This is a genomic window from Brevibacillus centrosporus, from assembly GCF_003710815.1.
GTDB lineage: Bacteria > Bacillota > Bacilli > Brevibacillales > Brevibacillaceae > Brevibacillus > Brevibacillus centrosporus.
In genome coordinates, this window is the sequence record NZ_RHHP01000032.1 from 17744 (window position 1) to 40045 (window position 22302).

17 protein-coding genes are annotated in these 22302 nt (G+C 50.5%); 1 reads left to right on the forward strand and 16 read right to left on the reverse strand.

All coding sequences use genetic code 11. The features are described from left to right. Positions 1-46: 46 nt before the first annotated feature. From spoIIE to EDM55_RS22620, 7 genes are all read right to left on the reverse strand, one after another. Positions 47-2521, reverse strand: coding sequence for a stage II sporulation protein E (gene spoIIE / locus EDM55_RS22590; protein ID WP_092275001.1), 2475 nt, complete (start codon positions 2519-2521; stop codon positions 47-49). A 392-nt stretch (positions 2522-2913) separates the two neighbouring features. Further along, complete coding sequence (locus EDM55_RS22595) at positions 2914-3285, reverse strand: S1 RNA-binding domain-containing protein (protein WP_092274998.1); 372 nt, start codon at positions 3283-3285, stop codon at positions 2914-2916. Positions 3286-3326: 41 nt separating this feature from the next. Beyond that, positions 3327-3638: an FtsB family cell division protein gene (locus tag EDM55_RS22600; protein ID WP_092274995.1), complete on the reverse strand. Its 312-nt coding sequence runs from the start codon at positions 3636-3638 to the stop codon at positions 3327-3329. 20 nt (positions 3639-3658) lie between these two features. Further along, positions 3659-4231 carry a spore cortex biosynthesis protein YabQ gene (gene yabQ, locus EDM55_RS22605; protein ID WP_122923832.1) on the reverse strand — a complete coding sequence of 191 codons (573 nt, stop codon included), beginning with the start codon at positions 4229-4231 and terminating at the stop codon, positions 3659-3661. Continuing rightward, positions 4228-4512, reverse strand: a complete 285-nt coding sequence (yabP, locus tag EDM55_RS22610; RefSeq protein WP_092274989.1) for a sporulation protein YabP — start codon at positions 4510-4512, stop codon at positions 4228-4230. The genes yabQ and yabP overlap by 4 nt, the downstream gene beginning before the upstream one ends. A 106-nt stretch (positions 4513-4618) precedes the next feature. Continuing rightward, a complete protein-coding gene (locus EDM55_RS22615; RefSeq protein WP_122961453.1) occupies positions 4619-6649 on the reverse strand; it encodes a copper amine oxidase N-terminal domain-containing protein in 2031 nt (676 codons plus the stop codon). A gap of 61 nt (positions 6650-6710) precedes the next feature. Then, complete coding sequence (locus tag EDM55_RS22620) at positions 6711-8492, reverse strand: SgrR family transcriptional regulator (RefSeq protein ID WP_122961454.1); 1782 nt, start codon at positions 8490-8492, stop codon at positions 6711-6713. A gap of 101 nt (positions 8493-8593) precedes the next feature. Here EDM55_RS22620 and EDM55_RS22625 point away from each other — a divergent pair, with 101 nt between their 5' ends. Then, positions 8594-9877 carry an MDR family MFS transporter gene (locus EDM55_RS22625; RefSeq protein ID WP_122961455.1) on the forward strand — a complete coding sequence of 428 codons (1284 nt, stop codon included), beginning with the start codon at positions 8594-8596 and terminating at the stop codon, positions 9875-9877. A 31-nt stretch (positions 9878-9908) separates the two neighbouring features. On the opposite strand, the gene EDM55_RS22630 is transcribed toward EDM55_RS22625, so the two are convergent. The 9 genes from EDM55_RS22630 to pth form a co-directional block, all read right to left on the reverse strand. Next, positions 9909-12053: a GDYXXLXY domain-containing protein gene (locus tag EDM55_RS22630; RefSeq protein ID WP_092274975.1), complete on the reverse strand. Its 2145-nt coding sequence runs from the start codon at positions 12051-12053 to the stop codon at positions 9909-9911. Positions 12054-12237: 184 nt separating this feature from the next. Next, the gene (locus EDM55_RS22635) at positions 12238-12534 is read right to left on the reverse strand and encodes an RNA-binding S4 domain-containing protein (protein ID WP_122923836.1); all 297 of its coding nucleotides are present in this window, start codon (positions 12532-12534) and stop codon (positions 12238-12240) included. 3 nt (positions 12535-12537) lie between these two features. After that, positions 12538-14007 (reverse strand): bifunctional methyltransferase/pyrophosphohydrolase YabN, encoded by a 1470-nt coding sequence (gene yabN, locus EDM55_RS22640; RefSeq protein ID WP_122961485.1) that lies wholly within the window; start codon positions 14005-14007, stop codon positions 12538-12540. A gap of 55 nt (positions 14008-14062) precedes the next feature. Continuing rightward, complete coding sequence (locus EDM55_RS22645; RefSeq protein ID WP_092274969.1) at positions 14063-15697, reverse strand: putative polysaccharide biosynthesis protein; 1635 nt, start codon at positions 15695-15697, stop codon at positions 14063-14065. Positions 15698-15825: 128 nt separating this feature from the next. Next, a complete protein-coding gene (spoVT, locus tag EDM55_RS22650; RefSeq protein ID WP_092274966.1) occupies positions 15826-16368 on the reverse strand; it encodes a stage V sporulation protein T in 543 nt (180 codons plus the stop codon). A gap of 247 nt (positions 16369-16615) precedes the next feature. Continuing rightward, entirely contained in the window at positions 16616-17689 is a 1074-nt protein-coding gene (locus EDM55_RS22655; RefSeq protein WP_092274963.1) for a peptidylprolyl isomerase, read from the reverse strand. A gap of 31 nt (positions 17690-17720) precedes the next feature. Continuing rightward, positions 17721-21269 carry a transcription-repair coupling factor gene (mfd, locus tag EDM55_RS22660; RefSeq protein ID WP_092274960.1) on the reverse strand — a complete coding sequence of 1183 codons (3549 nt, stop codon included), beginning with the start codon at positions 21267-21269 and terminating at the stop codon, positions 17721-17723. Between the two features lie 131 nt (positions 21270-21400). Next, positions 21401-21631, reverse strand: coding sequence for an anti-sigma-F factor Fin (locus EDM55_RS22665; protein WP_092274957.1), 231 nt, complete (start codon positions 21629-21631; stop codon positions 21401-21403). A gap of 87 nt (positions 21632-21718) precedes the next feature. Beyond that, positions 21719-22288: an aminoacyl-tRNA hydrolase gene (gene pth / locus EDM55_RS22670; RefSeq protein WP_122961456.1), complete on the reverse strand. Its 570-nt coding sequence runs from the start codon at positions 22286-22288 to the stop codon at positions 21719-21721. Between the last annotated feature and the right edge of the window lie 14 nt (positions 22289-22302).

Consider the following 22302-nt stretch of genomic DNA (forward strand, 5'->3'; position numbering starts at 1 on the left):
TGCTTTTTAGCAACAGTATCGACGGGGAGCTGAAAAAACATACTCGCTAACTCACAATCCGAGGCCGCTCCAGCTTCTGCATGCCGTGTACCTGAATGGCCGACCACTGTGGGACAAACCGGTCTATTCGCGCGACCAGAACCGTCATGTCATCGACGATCTGTCCCGAGTGCTGGCGAATGACCTTTTCAAGCAACAGATCAGCTACTTCCTGCGGGTCTTCCGTTTCCAGCTCACTGATGATTCGCTTCATCCAGGCTTGACGATTTTCGATATGCCTTGGCGCTTCGTAGATTCCGTCTGACATCATAATCAGCAAATCTCCGGGCTTGAGGGAACGGGATACGACATCCACCTCGATCTCATCCAGGATTCCCACCGGCAAATTATTGGCTGTGATCGTGATGACATCGGCGCTTCGTTTCACAAAGCTGGGGGTCGAACCGATTTTCACAAAGCGGGTATTCGCCGTCTGCAGATCGATCAGCGCCAAATCAACGGTAGCAAACATCTCGTCGGTAGAGCGCAGCGCTAACACCGAGTTGACCGTTTTGATCGAAATTTTCTCGTCCATGCCGGAACGCAGCAGCTGCTGGAGCATGTCGAGTGCCGACTGGCTCTCTATGGAAGCACGTTCTCCGTTGCCCATGCCATCGCTGATCGCCAATGCCATTTTCCCATTTCCCAGATCCATCGTGCGGAAGCTATCCCCTGATAAAAGCTTGCCGTCCTTGGCTGCACCCGCTACGCCGATATCGATCTCGAAGGTTTTGGCGGATGCGAGGCACATCGTGCATGAGCCGTCTTTTTGGGCTTCGCAGTGCCTTTCTCTGACAACGATGTTCTCCCCCAGGATTTCCGTCAGCATGGGTGCCACTATTTTGGCGCATTCATCACGTCCGTAGCAGGTAGGCTGACTGATCTCGATATCGACTCTTCCTTCCTCCAGGCTGTGTATATCAACGCGGCGCACGGAAAGACCCAGTCCCTCCAACGCCTGCGATACTTGTTTCTCCTGAAAGCTCAGCTCCATCCCTTCCCTCTGAATCTCCCTGGCAAAATCGCTCATGACTCGAGATACGCCAGAGAGCTGGTCGGCTACCAGCTTGCGGCTTTCCTTCACCTGCTTTTTCAGCTGTTCAAAGGATTCCTGCCGCTCAAATTCCTGCTCCATGATCGTCATCACTTTTTCCGTCTTGACGCATTTCCGCTCCCACTCCTTTGGTGGTGTAACGCCTGCGAGGGTACCGTTTTCCTGCACCTTTTCCATGAGCCAGCGCATGCCCTGATAGGTCGACTGCATATCCTTTTCCCAGCATTGTTCCTTCTTCCAGCATTTTTGGCAGGTAAACTCCGTGACACGGCTGAGAAAGGCGTCTGCCTGCTCCTCGACTTCCTCAGGGTCCGCCGTCTGGGCGAAGCTGCGGGACAGCTGAGTGAACAGCTCGGAAAACTGCTGGATCTTGCCCGCCGTCACATCCCGTACCCGGCGCATGTACTCTTGATGAGACTGTAGATTTTCCATCGTGCCAGGGATGAATCTTGCGACCTTCTTCCACAGCACGGCCGGCGTCAGGATAAACAAGGTTATCGCGATCGCTGATTCGACGAGAGACAAATACAACGTTTCCTCCGCGCCGCCGTAGATCGCCAGGATCGCTGTCCCAATGAGCAAGCCTGCCGATACACCGACTTTACCCCCCTCTTTTAGCAAGCCTGCCAACAGCCCAGAGAAGGCGAGCAGATTAATTTGCAAAAGGGCACTGACATTTGCCAGACTGAGGATCAGGCCCGTAACGACCCCGACTGCCGCTCCCACGGTTCCTCCACCTACAAAGGCGAACAACAGCAGCAAATACCGGGACAGCACGTGCTCCATGGAAATGCCTTCAACCATCCAGTCCACTGTGCCAGTCATCAGCGAGGCTAACAAAATGACCAGAGAGACGATCTCTTCGTTTTTCAAGGGCTCATAAGGCTTGGCCAGATGAACGATCGAGAGCGATTGAATAAAGATGAGTGTCAGCACAAACCCCAAAACAGCTTCGACTGCGACCATGACCAGCTCGTAAGTATTTACCTGATTGGTCAGGGCATGGTACAGCAGGTGGCTGACAAAGATCGTCGTCATGACGAGCAGAGGCGTTCGGGAAAAATCCTTCCTGCGCATTCGCTGGCTGATCTTGCACGCGGCGAATGCGAGTACAATACTGAGAACCGTCTGCAGCCCGAGCGGCACCGATTGGGTAAAGGCTCCTAATATCAAAGCGAAGCCGGTCGTAATGATACAATCTCTTCGCAGATAAAACATGACTATGAAGTAGGGGATAACAAAAGGAGTCAGCTCTTCCAAGATGAGAGCCCTTCCTAACAAAAAACCCATTAACAAGGGCAGCACGTTCCACCGATAGGCTGCATCCGCTATTTTTTCTCCCCAGGTCATCGCGGCTGTATCCATTTGCTCAGATACTTGACGCGTCCATACCTGGCCGGTACTCGTAACATTTTTATTTGCGATCATGTCAACACCACCCCGTTCTTGTTCAATGTGTTTCTCAATTATACGGAGGCGGTATTGTAAAATTTGTCAAAAAACCAATGGATATTCCCAGAATCGTCCGACAAATTCATTGACACGTTTGGACATGAGTACGTGCTTTATGCAGAAAGGGAAACTTGGCCACTCCAGGCTACTAACGAACCTCCAGCGCCTTTGCGATGGCAAGATTCTTAACTTCCCTTCTTTTTGCACAAAAAAAACCGACGTTATGGCGGATAACGTCGGCTGACAGGTGATTCGCGCTTTGCGAAACGGGCTTACGATACGTATTCGGCATGATTCACAAAATGCCTTCCTGATATTGTAGTCAAAATGCGCAAACTATAAAGAAAGAAAAGTCAAAATTTTCCGAATCAATGTTGTCGACCGCGGCCCTTCTTGTCCCCATTTTTCTTTAACGGGGACTGGCGGTCTTCGCTTTCTTTCAAAAATCGATTCAGTTTATCTTCAAAGCCCTCCCCACGTTCACGCTGATGGCGAGGTGGTCGTTCCTTTTCCAACGCCTTTTTTATCGACAATCCGATTTTGCCCTCGCGGATATTCAAGACCTTCACCGTTACGACATCCCCGATTTTCAGGAAGTCATGAATATCTTTGACAAACGTGTCTGCGATCTCACTGATATGCACAAGACCGGTCACATTTCCTGGCAGCTCCACAAACGCACCAAATTTCGTGATACCTGTCACTTTTCCTTCAAGTTTGCTCCCGATCTCGACTCCCATGAACGTGGAAAGCCTCCCTCTGCTTGAAGATCAGTCAAACGCTACTCCTCCGGAATCACATAAATGCTCTCGCCAGGTTTGGTATAGTAAATCCGTTTTCTCGCCAGCTCTGCCAAATACTCCTGGTCATTCAGACGACTCGCTTCATAGGTCAGCTCCTCTTGCTGCTGCAGCAAAACGGCTGACTCTTGCTTCAATGCTTCCAGCTCAGTCTCTTTCTGGGCAAGAACCCCGCTCTGCAAATAAAAGGTATAGCCAGTCCAGACGAAAAAGCAAAGAATGAAAAAGAAAAACAGCCGCATTCTCCGCTTTTGCCCTCTTCGATTGGTTGTAGGGGATGCTGCTTCTTTCATCATTAGGCCACCTCGGATATTTAATCCCGCTTTCTCTTTGAGTGAAACCAATTCTTCCCATTGGTCCAAATTCCTTTTGTTTTGCCGAACATTTTTTTCCCCAAATGTTGACCCCATCTGGCAAAGGGCGAAGTGACAAAACGCGCCACTTTCCACAAAAAGCCGAGGATCGCGAGCAACACGGAATACAAAAATGCCAGCACCATCAGGATCACTCGGTAAAAAAACAGGATAGGACGCACAACCAGGGTGTCAATGATCTGTAAAACCGTACGGTAAAACCACTGACAAAATTTTATCACGCGGTGTAAAAATTGGATATACTTCTTACTACCTACTACAAAATACACCCAGGCGCCAAAAATCATTCCAAAAAAGATGGGAAACCGAATGATTCCGTCGTTTACTTTCACCAATATCAAGAAAACAGCACCCATGCTGCCGATCCAGAAGAGGACGTCAAAAATGAATACCATCCACAACGGCAGTCTGCTCTTTCCTTTAAAAACATGATACGTATCAAATCCCATTCCCATAAGCGCACCGCACGTGGACATGGCCAGGACCGTCTGAAGCTGGGTTGCGATACTCACTTGAACAGCTTGCCGAAGAATCCTCTCGACCGGTCCCCGGCCTGCCCTTGCTCCAGATAGGCCATTTCATGCACCAGACCCTCGATCGCCACTTCTCCGGTTTCCAAACTCAGATTTTTCATATGCAAATTTTGTCCACGTATGGTTAAAAAGCCGCCTTCTGTCTCCAAGAGAAATTCCTCACTGTCAAAGCTTTCGACGTTCTTCACACCCGAAATCGCCAAAGAGCGCCTGTTGATCATCACGACTTCATGGCGAGGCCGCTTCGTGTGCTCCATCATGCTAACTCCTCCCTTACGTACCCTTCTTGTACAATCGTATGGGGGGGGATGTCCTTTTAGAACAAAAACCCCGCTAGAGAGCGGGGTTAGCAGGGTAGCTTGCTTCTTATTTGTACACGGTGTAATTGCCGTTGACAAAGATGATTTTGTAGCCAGTCCGGTCGGTAATCGTACGAAGTGGCAAGGTTGGAATGTTGCTCTTCACCTGAACAGCCGTTGGCAGGGTAACATTTTGCCCGTTAATCGTCGCCACGTTGGAGCCTACCTTGAACTGCATGACGGTACTGCCGCTAACCACCTTGGCTGTCGTTGCTGTCCAGGTAACGGACATGCCCAAGCCATCGCGGAAGAAGGAAGCAGGCATCAGCGTATTCCCGTTCACAATGTATGGTGCCGCTGTCATTGCTGTCGCTTTTCCTGACTTCGTGAATGAAGCGACGTTGGCCTTGAAGCTGACGCCATTTAGTGCCACGATCGTCGCAGGACGAGCGAACAGAAGACCCTTTTCCTCCGAGGTGTAGACACCAATGCTGTATACACCCGCCGTTGCCGGATTCACAACGCCTCCTGCCTCCAGCACATTGACCGTCACCGCTGTCTGTGCAGGAATGTCCTGGGACGGCACGATAATCAGGTTTTGACCCCGTACCCCGACATAGTTGGCAGCTGTACCGTTGACCGTCACGCTCGTCGCCGGTATGTAGGCAGGGACTTTGAAGCCTGCAGGCAGGACAATTTCAAAGAATCCTTGCGAGCGCGTGATAGGAGCCCCGAGTCCTTTGATGGCAATCTGCACGCCAGTCGGTGTCGACGCCGTCGCACGAGTCAATCCGATGGTAGCAGCCGTATTGTCCACGGCAGCAGGGACAGAGGTACCGGAGATTTCAAAGCTTTTGGAACGGTACGTCTTATTGTCAACCTTGGCAGTCAGGCTGTATGTACCTGCTGTTTTGGGGTTCGTCAAATACGCATCATAGGCAAATTTGACGGTCAGGCTGTCCGTGCTTTTAAATCCGCTAGGTGTACGGAAAGAAACCTTGCCATTGCTTGTACTCACGGTATTGACCTGATCCCCGTTCACCGTTACGCTGTAGCCGGATACCACAGGCGGTACCATGTCTGCACTCGGGAACTCAATCGTAATATCCGTATTGGAATACAGCTTTGTCGAAAGGTCTATGTCGAAGGAATAGCTTGAACGCGCTCCAGCAGCACGATCAGACAGGGCCACATCAAAGGATGACTTCGCTGTCCCGGTCACTTCCATGTCTTCGGAGGTGTATTTTTTGCTGTCGTACTCAATCTCAAAGGTGTATTCGTCATCGGCCTCTGACGGATTCTTGATACCTGCGGACGAACTGAACTCCAGCTTGATGTAGCTATCTCCGTCGGCTCCGCTCGGAATCTCGATGCGCATGGAGTCACTGTCCAGGATGCTGACATATTCGGCTTTGGTTCCGTTGACTTTTACGTCGGATTTGCTGATGCTCTTTGGCAGCATATCCTTCGTTGGAAAATCTACATAAATGTATTTTCCCTTTTTCAGTTTCCCTTTGGAGGAAAGGTTGAATTTGCCCAGCGTCAAGGAGATGTCAGCCTCAGCCGACTTGCTGCTCTGGACGACGTCAAACTTGCTGCTACTGCTGCTTCCGCTGCTTGACGATTTGCCGATAGTGATTTTCTCATTTTTATAGGTGGTTTCCTTCGAGGTCTTTACCCCGATCGTGTAGGTTCCTTTGTCCTCTGGATTCGTAATGTTGTCGATCGTCAGAGTGAGCAGCGTGCCTTTGCTGACCTTTTCATCCAGCTCGATCGTCACCACGTTGCCGCTGACCGAAACATCATCGATCTCGACTTCATCGCCATCGTCATCTTCCAAATACACGTCGGATGTTTTCAGCTTTTTATCAACCGTGTAATCCGAAGGGAACTTGACGGAAATTTCGTCACCCGATTTCAATTCCTTGTCGATTTCAAATTCAATCGTATATTCAGTTTCTTCATCTGCGCTCGTATCATCTGCCGAAATATCTTCAACAGTTAGGGCATAAGCGGCTTTTGGCACCACGACAAATGGACTTGCCAACACCGTAGTCGCCAGCAATACGGAAATACCTGTTTTTGCGCTTTTGTGCAACGGTAACGCCTCCTTTAACCTGCAATTCCTTTTATGATAGGAAAAGAACGGCAGGAAAGGGTTACAGAAGGGTAACGAAAGACTTCACCCAGAGTTTGGAGAAATCGAGCCAACCAAATGAATTGGCGACAAACCCCTGCAAAGCCGGGTCATAGCGGTCAATCCGTTTTACATGAAAGATGAATAAAATCCACAGGTCCTGACGAAAGATTTCTTCGATTTCCATTAAAGCATCCATCCGCTTTTCCCGATCCGACATCCGCATCACCGCAGACAATTTCTTGTCCACCGCCTCTCGCATCTCGTCATTCATAAATCGGTATACGATCGTGCTCTTGTTTTTGTACAATTCGAACAGCCCGAGCTCAACGTCACTTTGCAAGACTTCTCCCATGATAGCCATATCTGCCTCACGATCCATAAGATCAGACAGGTAATTTGCTTTTGTCACTGGGACAAACGTGATCTCGAGCCCAATTTGACTGCATCTGCGTTTTATCCATTTCCCGACTACGTCAAACAATTTTCCCTCACTGATAAATAATGTGAGCGTCTCTCCCTTGTATGTGCTGCGACGGAGCCAAGAAGCTGCTTCCTCCAAATCAGATGATGGCAACGACATGCTTCTGCTCTTCTTTGGCAAAAAGCTCCCTGCACTAGAAAACGCGTATTCTCCCAGTTTTCCTACCAGTTGATTGCGGTCAACCACGATCTGCATCGCCTGTCGAAAAGCAAAATCATGGTGAACACCCGGTCTGCGGAAATTGAAAGCGATATAATGACACCCCGTTTCCTCAAAAACGAGGTCTTCCTCCTTGTTCCCTGCCCCAGGCTTTATCTCCCGCTCCGGCAGCTGATACAGCTGATTGGAAGAGTGCCTTCCTGCCACAATCCAGATCTCGACGCGATCGAGCAGCGCCCGCTCTCTGTAGTAATCGTCAAACGCCTCCAGCACAAGTCGCTCATCGGTGTATTCAGCCATCCGAAACGGCCCTGTTCCCACGACGGCTTTCTCTGAAAAGGGCAGATCATACGGCAAGATGGACATCGCCATCGAACCCATGAAATGGAGAAAAAAACTGTTTGGCTGACGTAAATGGAAGGTAAGGATTCTTTCGCTTTGATGCTCGATCCGTTCTATGTCATCGACTTGCCAGCGATAGGGGGAGTCCAGGTCAATGAGACGCTGTACTGTGAATTCAACATCTCTGCCTGTCAGGATACGTCCGTGATGAAAGCGCACCCCTTTCCGCAAGTAAAAGGTCCAAGCTGTCTGTTCTTCATTGCTTTCCCAAGCATGTGCCAGCTCGGGAAGAATGGTCTGTGTCTCCTGATCGTAGAAGACCAGCCTGTGACACATCTGATAAAGAAAATGACTCTCGGCAGCCACGGACACAAAGGCTGGATCGAGACTGGAAAAACCACGCGACCGAGGAATCCGCAGGACATCAAGACTCGCCGTCTTCCCCTCTTCGGAAACGAACCCGAATTGACTGTCCCACGTTTCCTGTAGGGAATGTTTGATCCTTGGCGGAAGCTTTTTATTTTGAATGAGCTCGATCGCCTCTTTGATTTTCCCTTCCGACAACAGCCTCTTGAAGCAGGATCGGAAAAAATGAGCGGTATCACACAGAATCGTCAATGTCGAATGGTTGCCCCGTCCCACTCCTGCCTTCCAGCGCAGCAAACCCTCATTTTCCCATTTACGGAGGATCAGTTTCACATTGCGGGGCGTACAGCAAAGAATTTCTGACAATGCCTCGATGCTTATCGACTGTTCATGATTCGTCTCCCAATCGGATAGACCAAACAGCATCTGCATAAAGTGCTCTTCGCTCTTCATCCCAACCACCATCCTAAAAGGTGAAATTCTTAAATGAATCTTACCCTTTTTCTTCTCCTTTTGACAGGTAAAATGTAGAAAAACGAAAGGTGGTCTGCTCCATGAGCTTTTTGCAGCTGCACCCGAACATTCGAATACGCATCGTGACTTCCTTTCTGATCAGAGCGGTGGGGACGATGATCTTCCCTTTCATGGCTATTTATTTCTCTGACAAACTCGGTCAGGCAGTCGCTGGTTTCCTTCTATTCGCCAACATTTGCGCCCAGATGCTGATGGGTTTCTACGGTGGGTATCTCGCGGATCGTTGGGGCAGAAAAAAGGTGATGGTATATGGGGAGATCGCCCAGTGCATTGCCTTTGTCTTCATGGCGCTCGCCAACTCTCCCCTTTTGGATTCCCCATGGCTTACCTTTGCGATGATGCTCGTTCAAAATGCGAGCAACGGTATGATCGGACCTGCTGCGGATGCGATGCTGATCGATGTAAGCACCAAAGAGAACCGGACCTTTATGTACAGCATCAACTATTGGGCAGTCAATCTGTCCGTAGCGATCGGCTCCGTACTCGGTGGGATCTTATTTGCTACCCACCGCTTTGAACTCATCCTGGGACTGACAGGTGTCAGCCTGTTCGCCCTTGCTCTCACTGTTTTTTTCATGCAGGAGACTTACAAGCCGAGCACCATCGACAACGCACCCAAAGCCAGCATTCTAAAAGATGTGTTCACCAGCTACAAACAGGTAATGAAGGACCAACGCTTTTTACTGTTCTCTCTAAGTGGATTGCTCATCTTTTCACTGGAATTTCAAACGGCGAATTACATTGCAGTCCGATTGTCCGATGAATTTCAAACGCAAATGGTGCATGTCGGAAGCTTGTTTTCCTTTGAGCTGAACGGCCTCAAGGTATTCAGCCTGATCCAGCTGGAAAATACGCTGCTGATTGTCTGCCTGTCGCTCTTTGTGAGCAAGCTCGTTCGGCAGGCAAGTGAGGCCAGAACCATGTACACAGGTGGGTTCCTGTTTGTGATCGGCTACTCGGTCATTAGCTACAGCAACTCGCTGGTCGTGATCGTAGCTGCGATGCTACTTGCGACAATAGGCGAGCTGCTCCACATTCCCACTCGTCAGGCCTACCTCTCGCAAATCGTGAAGGACGGTGCACGCAGCTCATACATGGCAGTGAATGGACTCTTTTTTCAATGCGCCAGACTGACCGGGACGATCGGTATCAGCGTCGGAGCCATCTTACCCACGATGGGAATGTCGATTCTCCTGCTCGCGATAGGATTCTCAGGGCTTATGCTCTTGCGCCACGTACAGCAACAGGATCAACAAATAGGCATTCGCTGCTCGCAAGCCAACGCAAAAGGAGCTGCCGACTAACCGGCAGCTCCTGCTCTCTTTTCTTACGGTTTTACTGGGCCGACAAAGACTCCAGAATCGCATCGCCCTTTTTGCTTACACGCACCTGGGCAAATTTCGCGGAACGCTCGACTTCAAGCCCTGTGCCCTCGGGGACAAAGTAGCTCTCGATCCCATACTCGACTTGGCTGGATCCAATCACATTTCCATTGATCGTAACGTCGTCCGGCTGCATCTGATACGCTCTGTTCCAAACACCGTTCTGTGCGTAATAGCCGCTGTAATCATACACGCCATCCGCTTGTGGTCGAAGCACCACCTGAATCTTGCTATCCATATCAGATATGTTTTCTTGCTCGAGGGTCGAGATCGTGTACCCCAATCGCACATAATCACCTTGCAGCAGGGAACGTGGATCGATGGGCTCGAGCTTCAGCTTGATAGCGCGACCTTGTGTAAGAATCGTCTCGCTGCTGACGATCTGGTAGCCAATCAGCACGAGCTGCAGCAGGATAATGAGGAGGAAGGCGAAGCGCTTTTGTGCAAAAAGAGCCGGTTTAGCTGCTTCCCACTCGGATTTTTCAGAACGATCAAACCAGTAGCTGATAGCGAAAAACACGATACTGAGCAGCAACAAGCTGATAGATTTATGCAGAAGGCTCCACAGAAGATCGTAGTATTTCATGAGCAAAAAGGCGAACCAAAAGCCGAGCGCGATGGCAAAGCTCACGCGATCCTTCCTGTGCATGGTTCGATACACCAGATACGTACTGATCACGAAATAAACAAGGCTGATCGCGACATTCCACGCGACTCCCCACTGGTTGCTTTCTGTTAATACCAACAGGGAAAGCAGCCCGTAACCCAGGGAGCTGTTCCGCAGGGCATTTGGCAAACTCGGCAGCAGATACATGGCCATCTGCGAGACAAAGATGATCGCAAGCACCAGGTCATGGGTATTTCTCCAGTCACCCAACTTGAAATAAAGGATGAACAGAAAGACAAATTGGGTCAGTAATTTCGTGGGAATTCCGCCTGTGATTGTCCAAGCCACACACAAGCCCGCCAGCAGTACTACCCAATAATACCCATCCAAATACAGGCTCGTAGCGACCCCGATCATACAACCCATCGTTATCAGCGTGTAGCGGACAGTCCCGTTCATTTTTTGCTCGGAAAATACCGGGACCAATAGGCCAATCAACGACAGGAAGAAAAGAAAATAGATGACGGTATCATCATCACCGATCACCAAGAACAAAAAGCCCGCAAGAGAAACGGCCCCAATCGTAGCTGCCACTAGTGTAACGAGCACCGTAAAGGCTTCCTGAAAAAAGCGCACCCATCTGCTGTCTTGAGAAGCTGCCTGTCTTTTCAGCCACTTCATCGCCGCTACGGCTCCCCAGACAATCCCTACAGCAGCCAGCAGGCCAATCAGGAAAAAGCCCTCCGAATAATGCTCAAACATAAACCAGAAAAACTGGGCCAGCAAAAACAGCGCAAGCATCGTCGAGGTCACGATCAGCAGGACGCGATTTGGCATCCATTTCAAAAAGCCGAAGAAAAGCACTCCACCGATCACCAGGTACAACAGCTCCGGAAGCCCTCCGTAAACCTCCACGAAGGAAGAGCAGAACAAAGCGAGCTGAAAGACGAGAAAAGAAAGGTAATAGAGAGGACGAGACTTTAACCGCTCGGATGCGGCCAGCCAAAACAACAGGAGATTGCCCAGCGCGATCAGCCAGTAGACCATAAACCACCAGTACCCATCCCTGACCACATGTATAACCGATGGCTGCAAAAAGAAGCACAGTGCCAAATGGGCCAGCACATAGCTGATCACATAGAAAGGCTGGTATCTCGACACGATCGCAAACAACAGATTGGGAATCAGCCAAACGACAAACAGCATGTAGCTGTCCGCGTGGGAATTATAGATCTGCCCTAGCAAAGCTACACTGATGCCAAAGGCAAGCCCGCCTGCAACCAATAGCCAGTTGCTAAGAAAGGTGTGCCTTTTCAGGACGAGAGTGGCCACGTACGAAAATAAATAAAAGAGAACGAGCACAGAGGTACTCACACCGATTTTCTCCCATCGGCTAAGCACGGGCCAGTTGGAGGCAAAGAAGTAAAATAGTGCAGACAGCAAGAGTGAGATCGCCAAAAAATAACCGAGTCGCACTGCGTTTTGTTGCATGTGTTCACATCCCTTCTTCGTCATCGTGCCTACATGCGTAAACCCATTATATACCATACCCCTATAAGAAAACCTCTATCGAGACTTATTCAAGGAGGAGCGGCCCCGTTGTAGCGGAAAATTTCCATGCGCTCTTATACGTTAAAAAAGACTACCCGTTTTAGGGTAGCCTCTGCGTATGCTCTTACTGGCCTTTGATGTAGGCGTCTTCTTCTTTTTCATCCCGTGGAACCGGCACTTCTCCCAGGACGCTATACAGGGATGCCGCCTCTTCCTTGCGTGGATTCTCCTTAATGTCTTCCACTTTCACCGTCACGATTTTCTGTCCGAAGCGAATAGCCAGCTTGTCGCCGATTTTTACATTGCTGGCAGATTTGGCCTGACGATCATTGATCTCGACACGGCCTTTGTCACAAACCTCTTTTGCCAGTGTGCGCCGTTTGATCAGACGGGATACTTTTAAGTATTTGTCCAGTCTCATAGCTTATCCTCTCCTTTTAGCGTGCTGCTTGGCTTCTTCCCACCACTGATCCATCTCTTTCAGATCGGTATCTTCAAAGGATTTGCCTGCCTCACGAAGCTTGTCTTCAATATAGGAAAAACGCTGCTTAAACTTGTTATTGGTCAATGCCAAGGCTTCTTCCGGATCGAGCTTCATGAATCGAGCCAGATTCACGACAGCAAACAGCAAATCGCCCAGCTCGCCCGCACGCTCTTCTTCCGAAGCTTCGCCCAGCTCGCGGTACTCTTCCTCTACTTTGTCGTAGACATCAGCAACATCGTCCCAGTCAAAGCCTACCTGTGCCGCTTTCTTTTGCAGCTTGTAGGCGTACATCAGGGCTGGCAAATCGCGGGGAATACCCGCCAGCTGGGATTGTACGGAGACATCAATTCCTTTTGCCGCCTTTTCCTGCGCCTTGATTTCCTGCCAGTTCGCCAAAGCTTCATCGGAGTCGCTCGCACTCTTTTCTCCGAAGACGTGTGGATGTCGGCGAATCAGCTTCTCGTTGAGCGTCGCAACCACATCGTCCACGGTAAAGTAGCCGTCCTCCGAAGCGATTTGCGAATGCAGCATGATCTGCATCAGCAAATCACCCAATTCCTCGCACATGGCATCCGGGTCTTCATCGTCGATCGTCTCCAACACCTCGTACGTTTCCTCGATGAGATTTTTGCGGATGCTCTGATGGGTCTGCTCCCGATCCCACGGGCAGCCGTCTGGACTGCGCAGAATCGCTACGATTTCCTTCAAATAGGAAAACTGGCGGTACGAGATGCGTTCATCGTGCGCTGGTGGTACATAGACAAGCGACAAATTGCCGAAATGGTCCAAGCGATCCAGCTCGTACAAAGGAACCGTTTCAATTCTCTCTTGTCCTGCTACCCCGACGGCAGTCGCTACCGTCACGAGAAAATCATCCGGCAGAACCTCCATCAGCGTCAGTTTGACATCGGATGCGACAAAGGCATCGTAAACCTGTGCGATAATGGTGTGCAGTCCTGGGGAGACTTGCTCTGTTTTCAGCGCCGTTCCATCCAGCAAGGAAAAGCCCTCGATCGGATCAATCTTCAAACGTGCAAACAGAGGATCAATAAAGCTCTGACCGCCGCCAATCTCGATCTCTACCCCTCGCGATGGACCTTGTTCCAAAAGCAGCTGTACGGCACGCTCGGCTACCAATGGATGACCTGGCACAGCGTAGACGATCCTGCCATGCTGCTGGGCTTGGGCAAACAGTACTTCTACGATGTCGGCATACACATCTTCAAAGGATTCGTGCTTCTCATAAGTCTCATCAAAAGACGAAAACGAAATGTTCTCTGCTCCGAGCTGTGCCACTACCGGATGCTCCTGGGTGCGCAAGTAGAGATGCTCAGCCTGCTTGAGCGTCCGATAAATGCCATATGGCAATTGGTCCAGATCTCCCGCTCCCAACCCCACTACTGTAATCATTTGTTTGGTTGTATTCAATCGTCTCGCCCCCTTATCGATCTGCTTTCTTCTATCCTTATTTCGGCAACAGATGCAGCTTGGCCAAGAGCGAAGCAATCCGTTTGCCTTTCGGTAAAAACTGAATGTCAGTTCGTGTCAGCCCACCTGTTTTCAGCAGAGCCAGCAAGTACACCAGCGCCCCGCAGCCCACGGCCACCAGACCAACAATCGTATGGATCAACCGCTGCGGACCTGGCATGTTACCCAGCAGTGCATTGGCCCCCCACTCTACGACCAAAACTACGACCGACATGACAATGACCGATAAAAACGGCTTCAACACCGTCTGACGAAGGCCGATTCCGGCTCCCGTGTACTTTTTCACTGCGAGCACGTTTAAGCCCATCGCTACCAGGTAGGCAAGCACCGTGGACAGCGCAGCCCCCGAAATCCCCCAAAACGGTACGAGGACCAGATTGAGGACCAGCTTGACCATCACGCCAATGAAAAGATTCCGTGCCGGGCGCATGACTCGTCCAAGTCCTTGCAAAATGCCTGCGCTGGCAATGCTCAAGGTCGCAAAGATAATCGTAAAGGATTGGACAGCCAGTGCCTCCGTGCCGTTGGTATCGCCATACAGCATCACGTTGATCGGCTCTGCCAGCAAGGCCAGTCCGAATGAAGCGGGCAGTCCCAGCAAAAACGTCAAGCGAATGGCTATCTCCGCACGGTTTGCGATCAACTGATGCTGACGCTGTGCGACCGCTTCACTGATCGCTGGCACCAAGGCCAAAGACAGGGAGGTAGCGAAGAAGGTCCCGAACTGAATCAGAGGCTGCCCGCGGTCAAATGCACCTTTTGCCAGCTTGGCGAGATCTTCCTGCATCCCGCTCCACTGCAGCATGTTGACGACGGTCACCGAGTCTACCAGCGGGATGAGCGGCAACACTAAAGCTCCCATGCAGATCGGAAGGGCGTAGTACAAGAGACTGCGCAGAACCTGGCGATTGGTCCATTCGGCAACCCCAGAGGATTGCTGCTGCTCCCCTTCCAAATGTCGAATTTGCTTGTCCTTTCGCCAATACCACAACAGCACGAGAATGGCTGCTATTCCTCCAGGAAAGGCTGCAAATACGGCGCCTGTCCCAGCCAGGTAAGCATCCTGATACACATTCATCGCCCAAAAGGCGGTCAACAGGATGAAGATGACCCGAATCAACTGCTCAACTACCTGAGATACACCTGTGGGCATCATATTCTGATGGCCCTGAAAATATCCGCGCAAGATCGCTGCCATCGGTACGAGCGGCAACGACCAAGCAACTGCCCGAAGCGGAGTCGTCAGGTGTTCGTCTCCCATAAACTTTGCAACCATTGGTGCTCCTACATAAAGCAACAGAAAGAAAAACAACCCCAGTATGACCAGCGAAATGCTGGCTACTCGAAAGGCGCGACGTGCTCCGATCGCATCACCTACGGCCACTCTTTCAGACACGATCTTGGAGATGGCAATCGGAAAACCCGCCGTCGCCAAAATTAACAGCGTGGTATACAACGGATATACTTGCATGTATACGTACAAACCGATGTCACCGGCAATGTTCTGGTACGGAATGCGGTACACAGCGCCCAAAAGCTTGGAGACAAGACCGGCTACCCCGAGAATCGCGGCGCCTTTCACAAACTGAACAGATGCCTTTTCTTGAACCATACGAGTGAATTTTCTCCTCTCCAACCAGAAACTTCGTACATTATACCACATGCGTTTGGAGATAAAGAAAACTTGAAGCAACGTAAAAGACAGCCTCGGCATATCGAGGCTGTCTTTTTAAGTATGGTCTACTGTTCCATTTGTTTAGCCAAGAATCCAGCAGCTGTTTCCGACATTTTCATTTCGAGATCGCTCATTTTGGTTGACTCGTTTTTGTTGAGCAAGATCACGGAACCAATCGGGTCACCACCGGCAACGATAGGCGCTACTACAAAGGATCCATATGTCTCACTCATGTCGCGACAAATTTCATACGAGCCTGCGTTTTTCTCCAAACGCGTCTTGCGCTCCTCCAAGCATTTCTCCACAATGCTGCCTATCGCCTTTTCCAGGTACTCTTTCTTGGATGCCCCCGCCACTGCAATCACGCTGTCTCGATCAGAAATCAGTACGGTATGATTCATGCTCTCATACAGAGAGTCAGCGTATTCTTTGGCGAAATCCCCGAGCTCACCAATCGGCGAGTACTTCTTGAGAATGACTTCTCCATCACGATCTACGAAGATCTCCAGCGGGTCGCCTTCACGAATGCGCAGTGTACGACGAATCTCCTTAGGAATCACGACCCTACCGAGGTCGTCAATTCGACGAACGATACCAGTTGCTTTCATGTCATGTTGCCTCGCTTTCCTAAGAGAAGTGGTAGTGAGAAGCTTTGGTTCGTTACCTGTATTTTTTCCTCAAATTCTAATTTTACCTATGCGTGACGACTGCAACTTTTTCCAGCTTGTTTCAGTTACTCTCCCCCGGGCGGTAGCGAGTGACTATAGTATTTGCCCACGTTTCAAGAATATGCGAGAAAACGAAAAAACAGGGAACCCATGTCCCTGTTTCTTTCCAACAGCCTGCCTAACCCATTTATTTCGCGGCAGGTGTATTCACTTTAGGAAGATTGTACTTGGTGATGAGCTTGTCCAGCTCGTTTTTACCAAAGGCATCGTATGCTTTCTCCAATGCATTTGCACGCAGGCTTTCCTTCATCTCATCAAAGGTCTTTTCCTTCCGGTTTTCCACTTTGATGATGTGGTAGCCGTAGTCCGTTTTCACAGGTGGACCAACTACACCTACTTCTTGCTTCAAAGCAGCATCCTTGAATTCAGGTACCCATTGAGTAACATCGGCATCCGCATAAAGACCGCCGTTTTCTTTGCTGCCTGGGTCATCTGTGAATTCTTTTGCCAGCTTCGCGAAGTCCTCGCCTTTTTTCAGACGCGCTTCCAGATCATTCGCCAGCTTCAGCGCTTCTTCTGGTTTGCGTTTCTCTGTCGAAATCAGGATGTGGCGAACAGACGCGGTCGTACGGGATGCCTTATCCATCGTGTCGTACGCTTTTTTCAGCTCAGCATCATTAATGCCTTTTTTCAGTACATTGATCGAATCGTTGATAAGCGCCATTTGGTTTACAACCAGCTCTTTGCTGACAGATTGTCCTTCCATCAGCTTCGTGAACTTGGCTTCATCCTTGTCAAGCAAGCCCATATACTGGGTTTTGATCTTTTCAAAAGTCTTTTCAGCCAGTTCCTTCGAATCCTTTTTCATGGTCTCATCCGCACGGGCAGCCAAAATCTTGGTCGCAGTGTATTCACGTGCAAATGCCTTCAACGCATTTTCGTCAGCTGCTTCAATCATGCCGCCTTGCTGTGGGTTCATGAAGTTGATGACACGCAAGAACTCTTCAAATTCTTTCCCATTCATGGTACCGCCCTGATATTCCACCAGAGCTGCATTTGGTTCTACTGTAAACGGCAGTGTCAGCTTTGGAAACTTGACCAATGGGTCGTTCGCATCCGCAGCTTGATTGCCTTGACCGCTGCCTTCTGTCTGATTCGTTGGTGTTTGTGGCTGCGCGTTGTTGTCAGCCTTTCCGCAACCTGCCATCAATGCCATAACGAGCACAGCAGACGACAAAATCGCTACAGAACGTTTCTTCATGAGGATCTCCCTTCCTGTCTAGCCCAGCTGTCTAGGACACAGGGCTCTCCGTACCGGTGTCTTTTCGCACCTGGTGAAATTGACGTAGCAGTTTTTCAACCAGCTGTACGCCCTCGTCTTCTCTCAACCCTTTTACTTTAACAGCAATGACGATCTGTTGTCCACCCGAGAGCCCTACCCTGCGGCTCCAACTGCTGGCAAGCGCAAACAACGCACCACCGTCAATATTGTTATTTTGGCTCGGATGGAGGAACAGCTTGATCTCATCCGGATTTTTCTGGCTGATCTCGGTGATATGGTGCTGCAGGGCGTACACGCGCATTCTGGAAATGGTCAGCAGATTCTCAACAGGCTTGGGCACAGGTCCAAAGCGGTCGAGCAATTCCTCTGCCAGGTCGTCCACATCATCCAGAGAGGAGACAGCGACGAATTTTTTGTACATCTCGATTTTTTGGCGGCTGTCCGTGATGTACATCGAAGGAATGTAGGCATCCAGCTGCAGGTTGATCTCCACCGTCGTAGCGCTCTCCTGCTTGACCTCGCCTTTCAGCTCATCAATCGCGTCCTTCAGCATCTGGCTGTACAAGTCAAAACCGACTGTATTAATGAAGCCGTGCTGCTCCGCGCCCAACAGATTCCCCGCACCGCGAATCGACAAGTCGCGCATGGCGATTTTGAAACCGGAACCGAGCTCTGTAAACTCCTTGATCGCCTGCAAACGCTTTTCCGCGACCTCCGTCAGTACTTTATCCCGTTGGTACGTAAAGTACGCATACGCAATCCGATTGGAACGACCTACACGTCCACGCAGCTGATACAGCTGAGACAAGCCCATTTTGTCGGCATTGTAGATGATCAGGGTATTCACGTTCGGGATGTCCACACCGGTCTCAATAATGGTCGTACTTACCAGAACGTCGAAGTTCCCTTCCAAAAAGTCGAGAATGACGCTTTCCAGCTCGCTCTCGTTCATCTGACCGTGAGCGACTGCGATCCGTGCATCAGGGACAAGCATGGAAATCTGCTCGGCCATCTGTTCGATTCCTTGCACCTGGTTGTAGAGGAAGAATACTTGCCCATCGCGAGCCATCTCCCGCTCGATCGCTTCCCGTACGAGTGCCGGGCTGTAGTCCATCACGTACGTTTGCACAGGAAAACGATTTTCCGGTGGCGTCTCGATAACGGACAAGTCCCGAACGCCGAGCATCGACATATGCAGCGTCCGCGGAATTGGCGTAGCCGTCAAGGTCATGACGTCTACATTCGTTTTCATTTGCTTCAGCTTTTCCTTGTGACTCACCCCAAAGCGCTGCTCCTCATCCACGATCAGCAGCCCCAGCTCGCGGAATGTCAGATCTTTGGAGAGCAGTCGGTGGGTACCGATGACCACATCGACTGTGCCTTCCTTCAGGCCCTTCAGCGTAGCGTTTTGCTCCTTGCGGGAACGAAAGCGGCTCAATACTTCCACGCGAATCGGATAATCGGCAAAGCGCTCGCGGAACGTCTCGTAGTGCTGCTGGGCGAGAATCGTGGTTGGAACAAGTACCGCTACCTGTTTGCCATCCATCACAGCCTTGAACGCAGCGCGAATCGCGACCTCGGTTTTCCCGTATCCTACGTCCCCACATACTAGACGATCCATCGGGCGTCTGCGTTCCATGTCGGATTTAACCTCTGCGATCGCACGCAGCTGATCAGGCGTCTCCTGATATGGGAACATCGCTTCGAATTCACGCTGTTCGGACGTATCCTGCGAGAACGAGTGTCCGACTGCCGCTTCCCTGGATGCGTAGAGCTTGATCAAGTCCTCGGCAATATCCTTGACGGAGGATTGGACCTTGTTTTTGACCCGTTTCCACTCACTGCCGCCCAAGCTGTAGATTTTCGGCTGCGCCTCTTCACTCGCCACGTATTTTTGGACGTGGTCAATCTGATCGATCGGCACAAACAGGCTGTCTCCTGCCGCGTATTGAATATGCAAGTAATCTTTATGAATTCCGAGTATTTCCTTGGTTTCAATTCCAAGGTATTTTCCAATCCCGTGATTGACGTGCACCACGTAATCGCCAGGCTTCAGCTCGAGGTAGTTCTTGATCCGCTCAGCGTTGTTCATCGTCTGCTGGACTTTTCGTGCCTTGCGCTGTTTGGCCGTAAAAACTTCGCCCTCGGTGATGACGACGAGCTTGTTCAAAGGCAGCTCAAATCCTGCCTGCAGGTTGCCCAAAATGATCGTCGGACGACCTGGCGGCACCATGTCCACCGTCTCCGTCAGTACATCTGCTTCCATTTCATAGTCGTGCAGGACACGCTCCAGCCTTTTGGCACGTTCCAGATCGGCTGCGACAAATACGATTTGGTCATGAGATTTTTGCCAGCGAGCCAGCTCTGTTTTCAGTACGTTCATCTGACCATGGAAGTTTTGCATGGTACGACAGGTCAGATTAACGATGTTTTGCGGCTGTGTCTTCGGGGACTGCCTCAGGAACAGGGAAAGATAAACGATTTGGCGTTTTTTCGCCATAACGATATCCTCGTACGTGCGGGACAAAGTCAGATTTGCCATGTACTCACCGGACATGATGCGCCCTGTCAGCCATTCGCCTTCTTCCTTTTGCAGCTGTGCTGCAGTGTCTAGAACCCGCGTCGGCTCGTCGACGATCATGAGCGTGTTGGCAGGCATGTAAGACAGCAGCGTTTCCTCTGTCGGATAAATGACAGAAATATAAGAGTACAGTTGCGGGAAACGTTGACCGTGGCTCATTCGCTCAATATCGGCGCCGATGCGCTCCACAATTTTTTCCTTCGCCGACCCGTCCTTAAGTTTGGCAACGGTTTCACCAAGCTTTTGCTCTAAGCGCACGGCAGATTCTTGCAGTAATGGCGTCGAGGCAATCATTTCTTTTGCCGGACCGAACACGTAGGATTGAACCGATTCCAAAGAGCGCTGGGAAAGCATATCAAACGTACGGATCGAGTCGATCTCCACATCAAACAGCTCGATTCGCACCGGCCATTCGGAATCGATCGGGTACAGGTCGATGATGCCGCCACGGACACTCAGCTCCCCTTTTCGCTCTACCATGTCGACTCGCTCGTACCCCAGTTCAATACAGCGGAGTAAAAATGATTCAATATCGAGCTCTTCCCCTACCGACAGCTTGATTTGCGATTCCTTCCAAACATGAGGAGGCACAACCAGCCGACGCATACCGGCAAAAGGTGCAACCAAAAAACCCGTAAAGCCCTCGGCCAAACGGTTGAATACATGTATTCTCTGCGCCAGCATTTCCGGGCTGGCGATAGCAAGCTCCGAACCGATCAGCTCGTTCCCCGGATAGAGCAGCACCTGGTCACTCGGCACCAGCTCGATCAAATCTTCGTATACCTTTTGCGCCTGATACATGTTATGTGTCACGACGCAAATAGGGCGATCCGTCATTTGCTTGAGCGTAGCCATGAGCGCCTGACGAGCAGAACCAGCCAGCCCTGATACCAGCTGCTCATGCAACCCCTTTTCCAGGCCCGCGACAATCGTACCTACGTTGGAATCCTGCTTCATCGGGTTAATGATGACTTGCATTCACTAATCCCCTCTCTACTCTTCTGTCATTCGTATTTGGGTCACCGGCAAGGATCGACCATGCGAAAAGAAGCCTTAGCTCCCCAAGCTAAGGCCTTGTCAGTGCAAGCCTTCCTAACGAGTGTATCCACTTATTGCAGTGGGTTTCCGACCAAGGAAAGCTCTGGATGCTGATTCAGCGCTTCACGGCAATAATCGCACGTGATACTGACGACCGTATCTCCACTTTGTTCTCTCGATATTATAAGAGCCCGCTCATCTGGGGTCAAGGAATCAAACCCGAGCTGCGCTTCCGATACTTGCGATTCGTCAAATTCCGCGATTTTCATCCCGCAACAACGACATGTATAACGTATGCTCATGTATATGCCACCCCCATACCTTTCATATCGATTAGTATGGACGGCAGGGTGGAAAATCATACTAGACTCGGACCATGCTAGACGTGCTTACTGCTTCAAGCTGTTGTAGTGATTCATCACTTTCACGAAGGTCTCGCGGGTCCACATCGCTGCGGCATCGGCAGCCAAACTGACGGCTTCCTGAATGCTTGATCTCTCAGACGCTGGAAACGACTGCAAAACATAATCACTGACACTGCGGCCTGGCTCGGGACGACCAATTCCTACCTTGATCCGTTTGAAATCCTGCGTTCCCAGATGTTGAATCATGGATTTGATCCCATTATGACCGCCAGCGCTTCCTTTTTCCCGCAAACGCAGCTGGCCTGTCGGCATATCCAGATCATCGAAAATGACGACCAGCTCATCTGGGATCAATTTGTAAAACTTGAGGATCTCCGCTACGGATTCACCAGAGAGGTTCATATAGGTTTGCGGCTTAACGAGAAGAACCTTTTCTCCTTCGATCCGCCCTTCCCCCACCAGCGCCCGAAACTTGTTCTGCTGGACGGGAATACACCATTTGTCGCTTATTTTATCTATGGCCATGAATCCGGCATTATGTCTTGTATCTTCATATTTCTTGCCGGGATTGCCCAGCCCAATGATTACTTTCACCGTGATCCCTCCTA

Bases quoted from the DNA above. Each gene is read 5' to 3' on its own strand.
- spoIIE (WP_092275001.1), bottom strand. From the start codon at position 2,521: ATGATCGCAAATAAAAATGTTACGAGTACCGGCCAGGTATGGACGCGT.
- EDM55_RS22595 (WP_092274998.1), bottom strand. From the start codon at position 3,285: ATGGGAGTCGAGATCGGGAGCAAACTTGAAGGAAAAGTGACAGGTATC.
- EDM55_RS22600 (WP_092274995.1), bottom strand. From the start codon at position 3,638: ATGAAAGAAGCAGCATCCCCTACAACCAATCGAAGAGGGCAAAAGCGG.
- yabP (WP_092274989.1), bottom strand. From the start codon at position 4,512: ATGATGGAGCACACGAAGCGGCCTCGCCATGAAGTCGTGATGATCAAC.
- EDM55_RS22620 (WP_122961454.1), bottom strand. From the start codon at position 8,492: ATGAAGAGCGAAGAGCACTTTATGCAGATGCTGTTTGGTCTATCCGAT.
- EDM55_RS22625 (WP_122961455.1), top strand. From the start codon at position 8,594: ATGAGCTTTTTGCAGCTGCACCCGAACATTCGAATACGCATCGTGACT.
- EDM55_RS22630 (WP_092274975.1), bottom strand. From the start codon at position 12,053: ATGCAACAAAACGCAGTGCGACTCGGTTATTTTTTGGCGATCTCACTC.
- EDM55_RS22635 (WP_122923836.1), bottom strand. From the start codon at position 12,534: ATGAGACTGGACAAATACTTAAAAGTATCCCGTCTGATCAAACGGCGC.
- yabN (WP_122961485.1), bottom strand. From the start codon at position 14,007: ATGATTACAGTAGTGGGGTTGGGAGCGGGAGATCTGGACCAATTGCCA.
- EDM55_RS22645 (WP_092274969.1), bottom strand. From the start codon at position 15,697: ATGGTTCAAGAAAAGGCATCTGTTCAGTTTGTGAAAGGCGCCGCGATT.
- spoVT (WP_092274966.1), bottom strand. From the start codon at position 16,368: ATGAAAGCAACTGGTATCGTTCGTCGAATTGACGACCTCGGTAGGGTC.
- EDM55_RS22655 (WP_092274963.1), bottom strand. From the start codon at position 17,689: ATGAAGAAACGTTCTGTAGCGATTTTGTCGTCTGCTGTGCTCGTTATG.
- mfd (WP_092274960.1), bottom strand. From the start codon at position 21,269: ATGCAAGTCATCATTAACCCGATGAAGCAGGATTCCAACGTAGGTACG.
- EDM55_RS22665 (WP_092274957.1), bottom strand. From the start codon at position 21,631: ATGAGCATACGTTATACATGTCGTTGTTGCGGGATGAAAATCGCGGAA.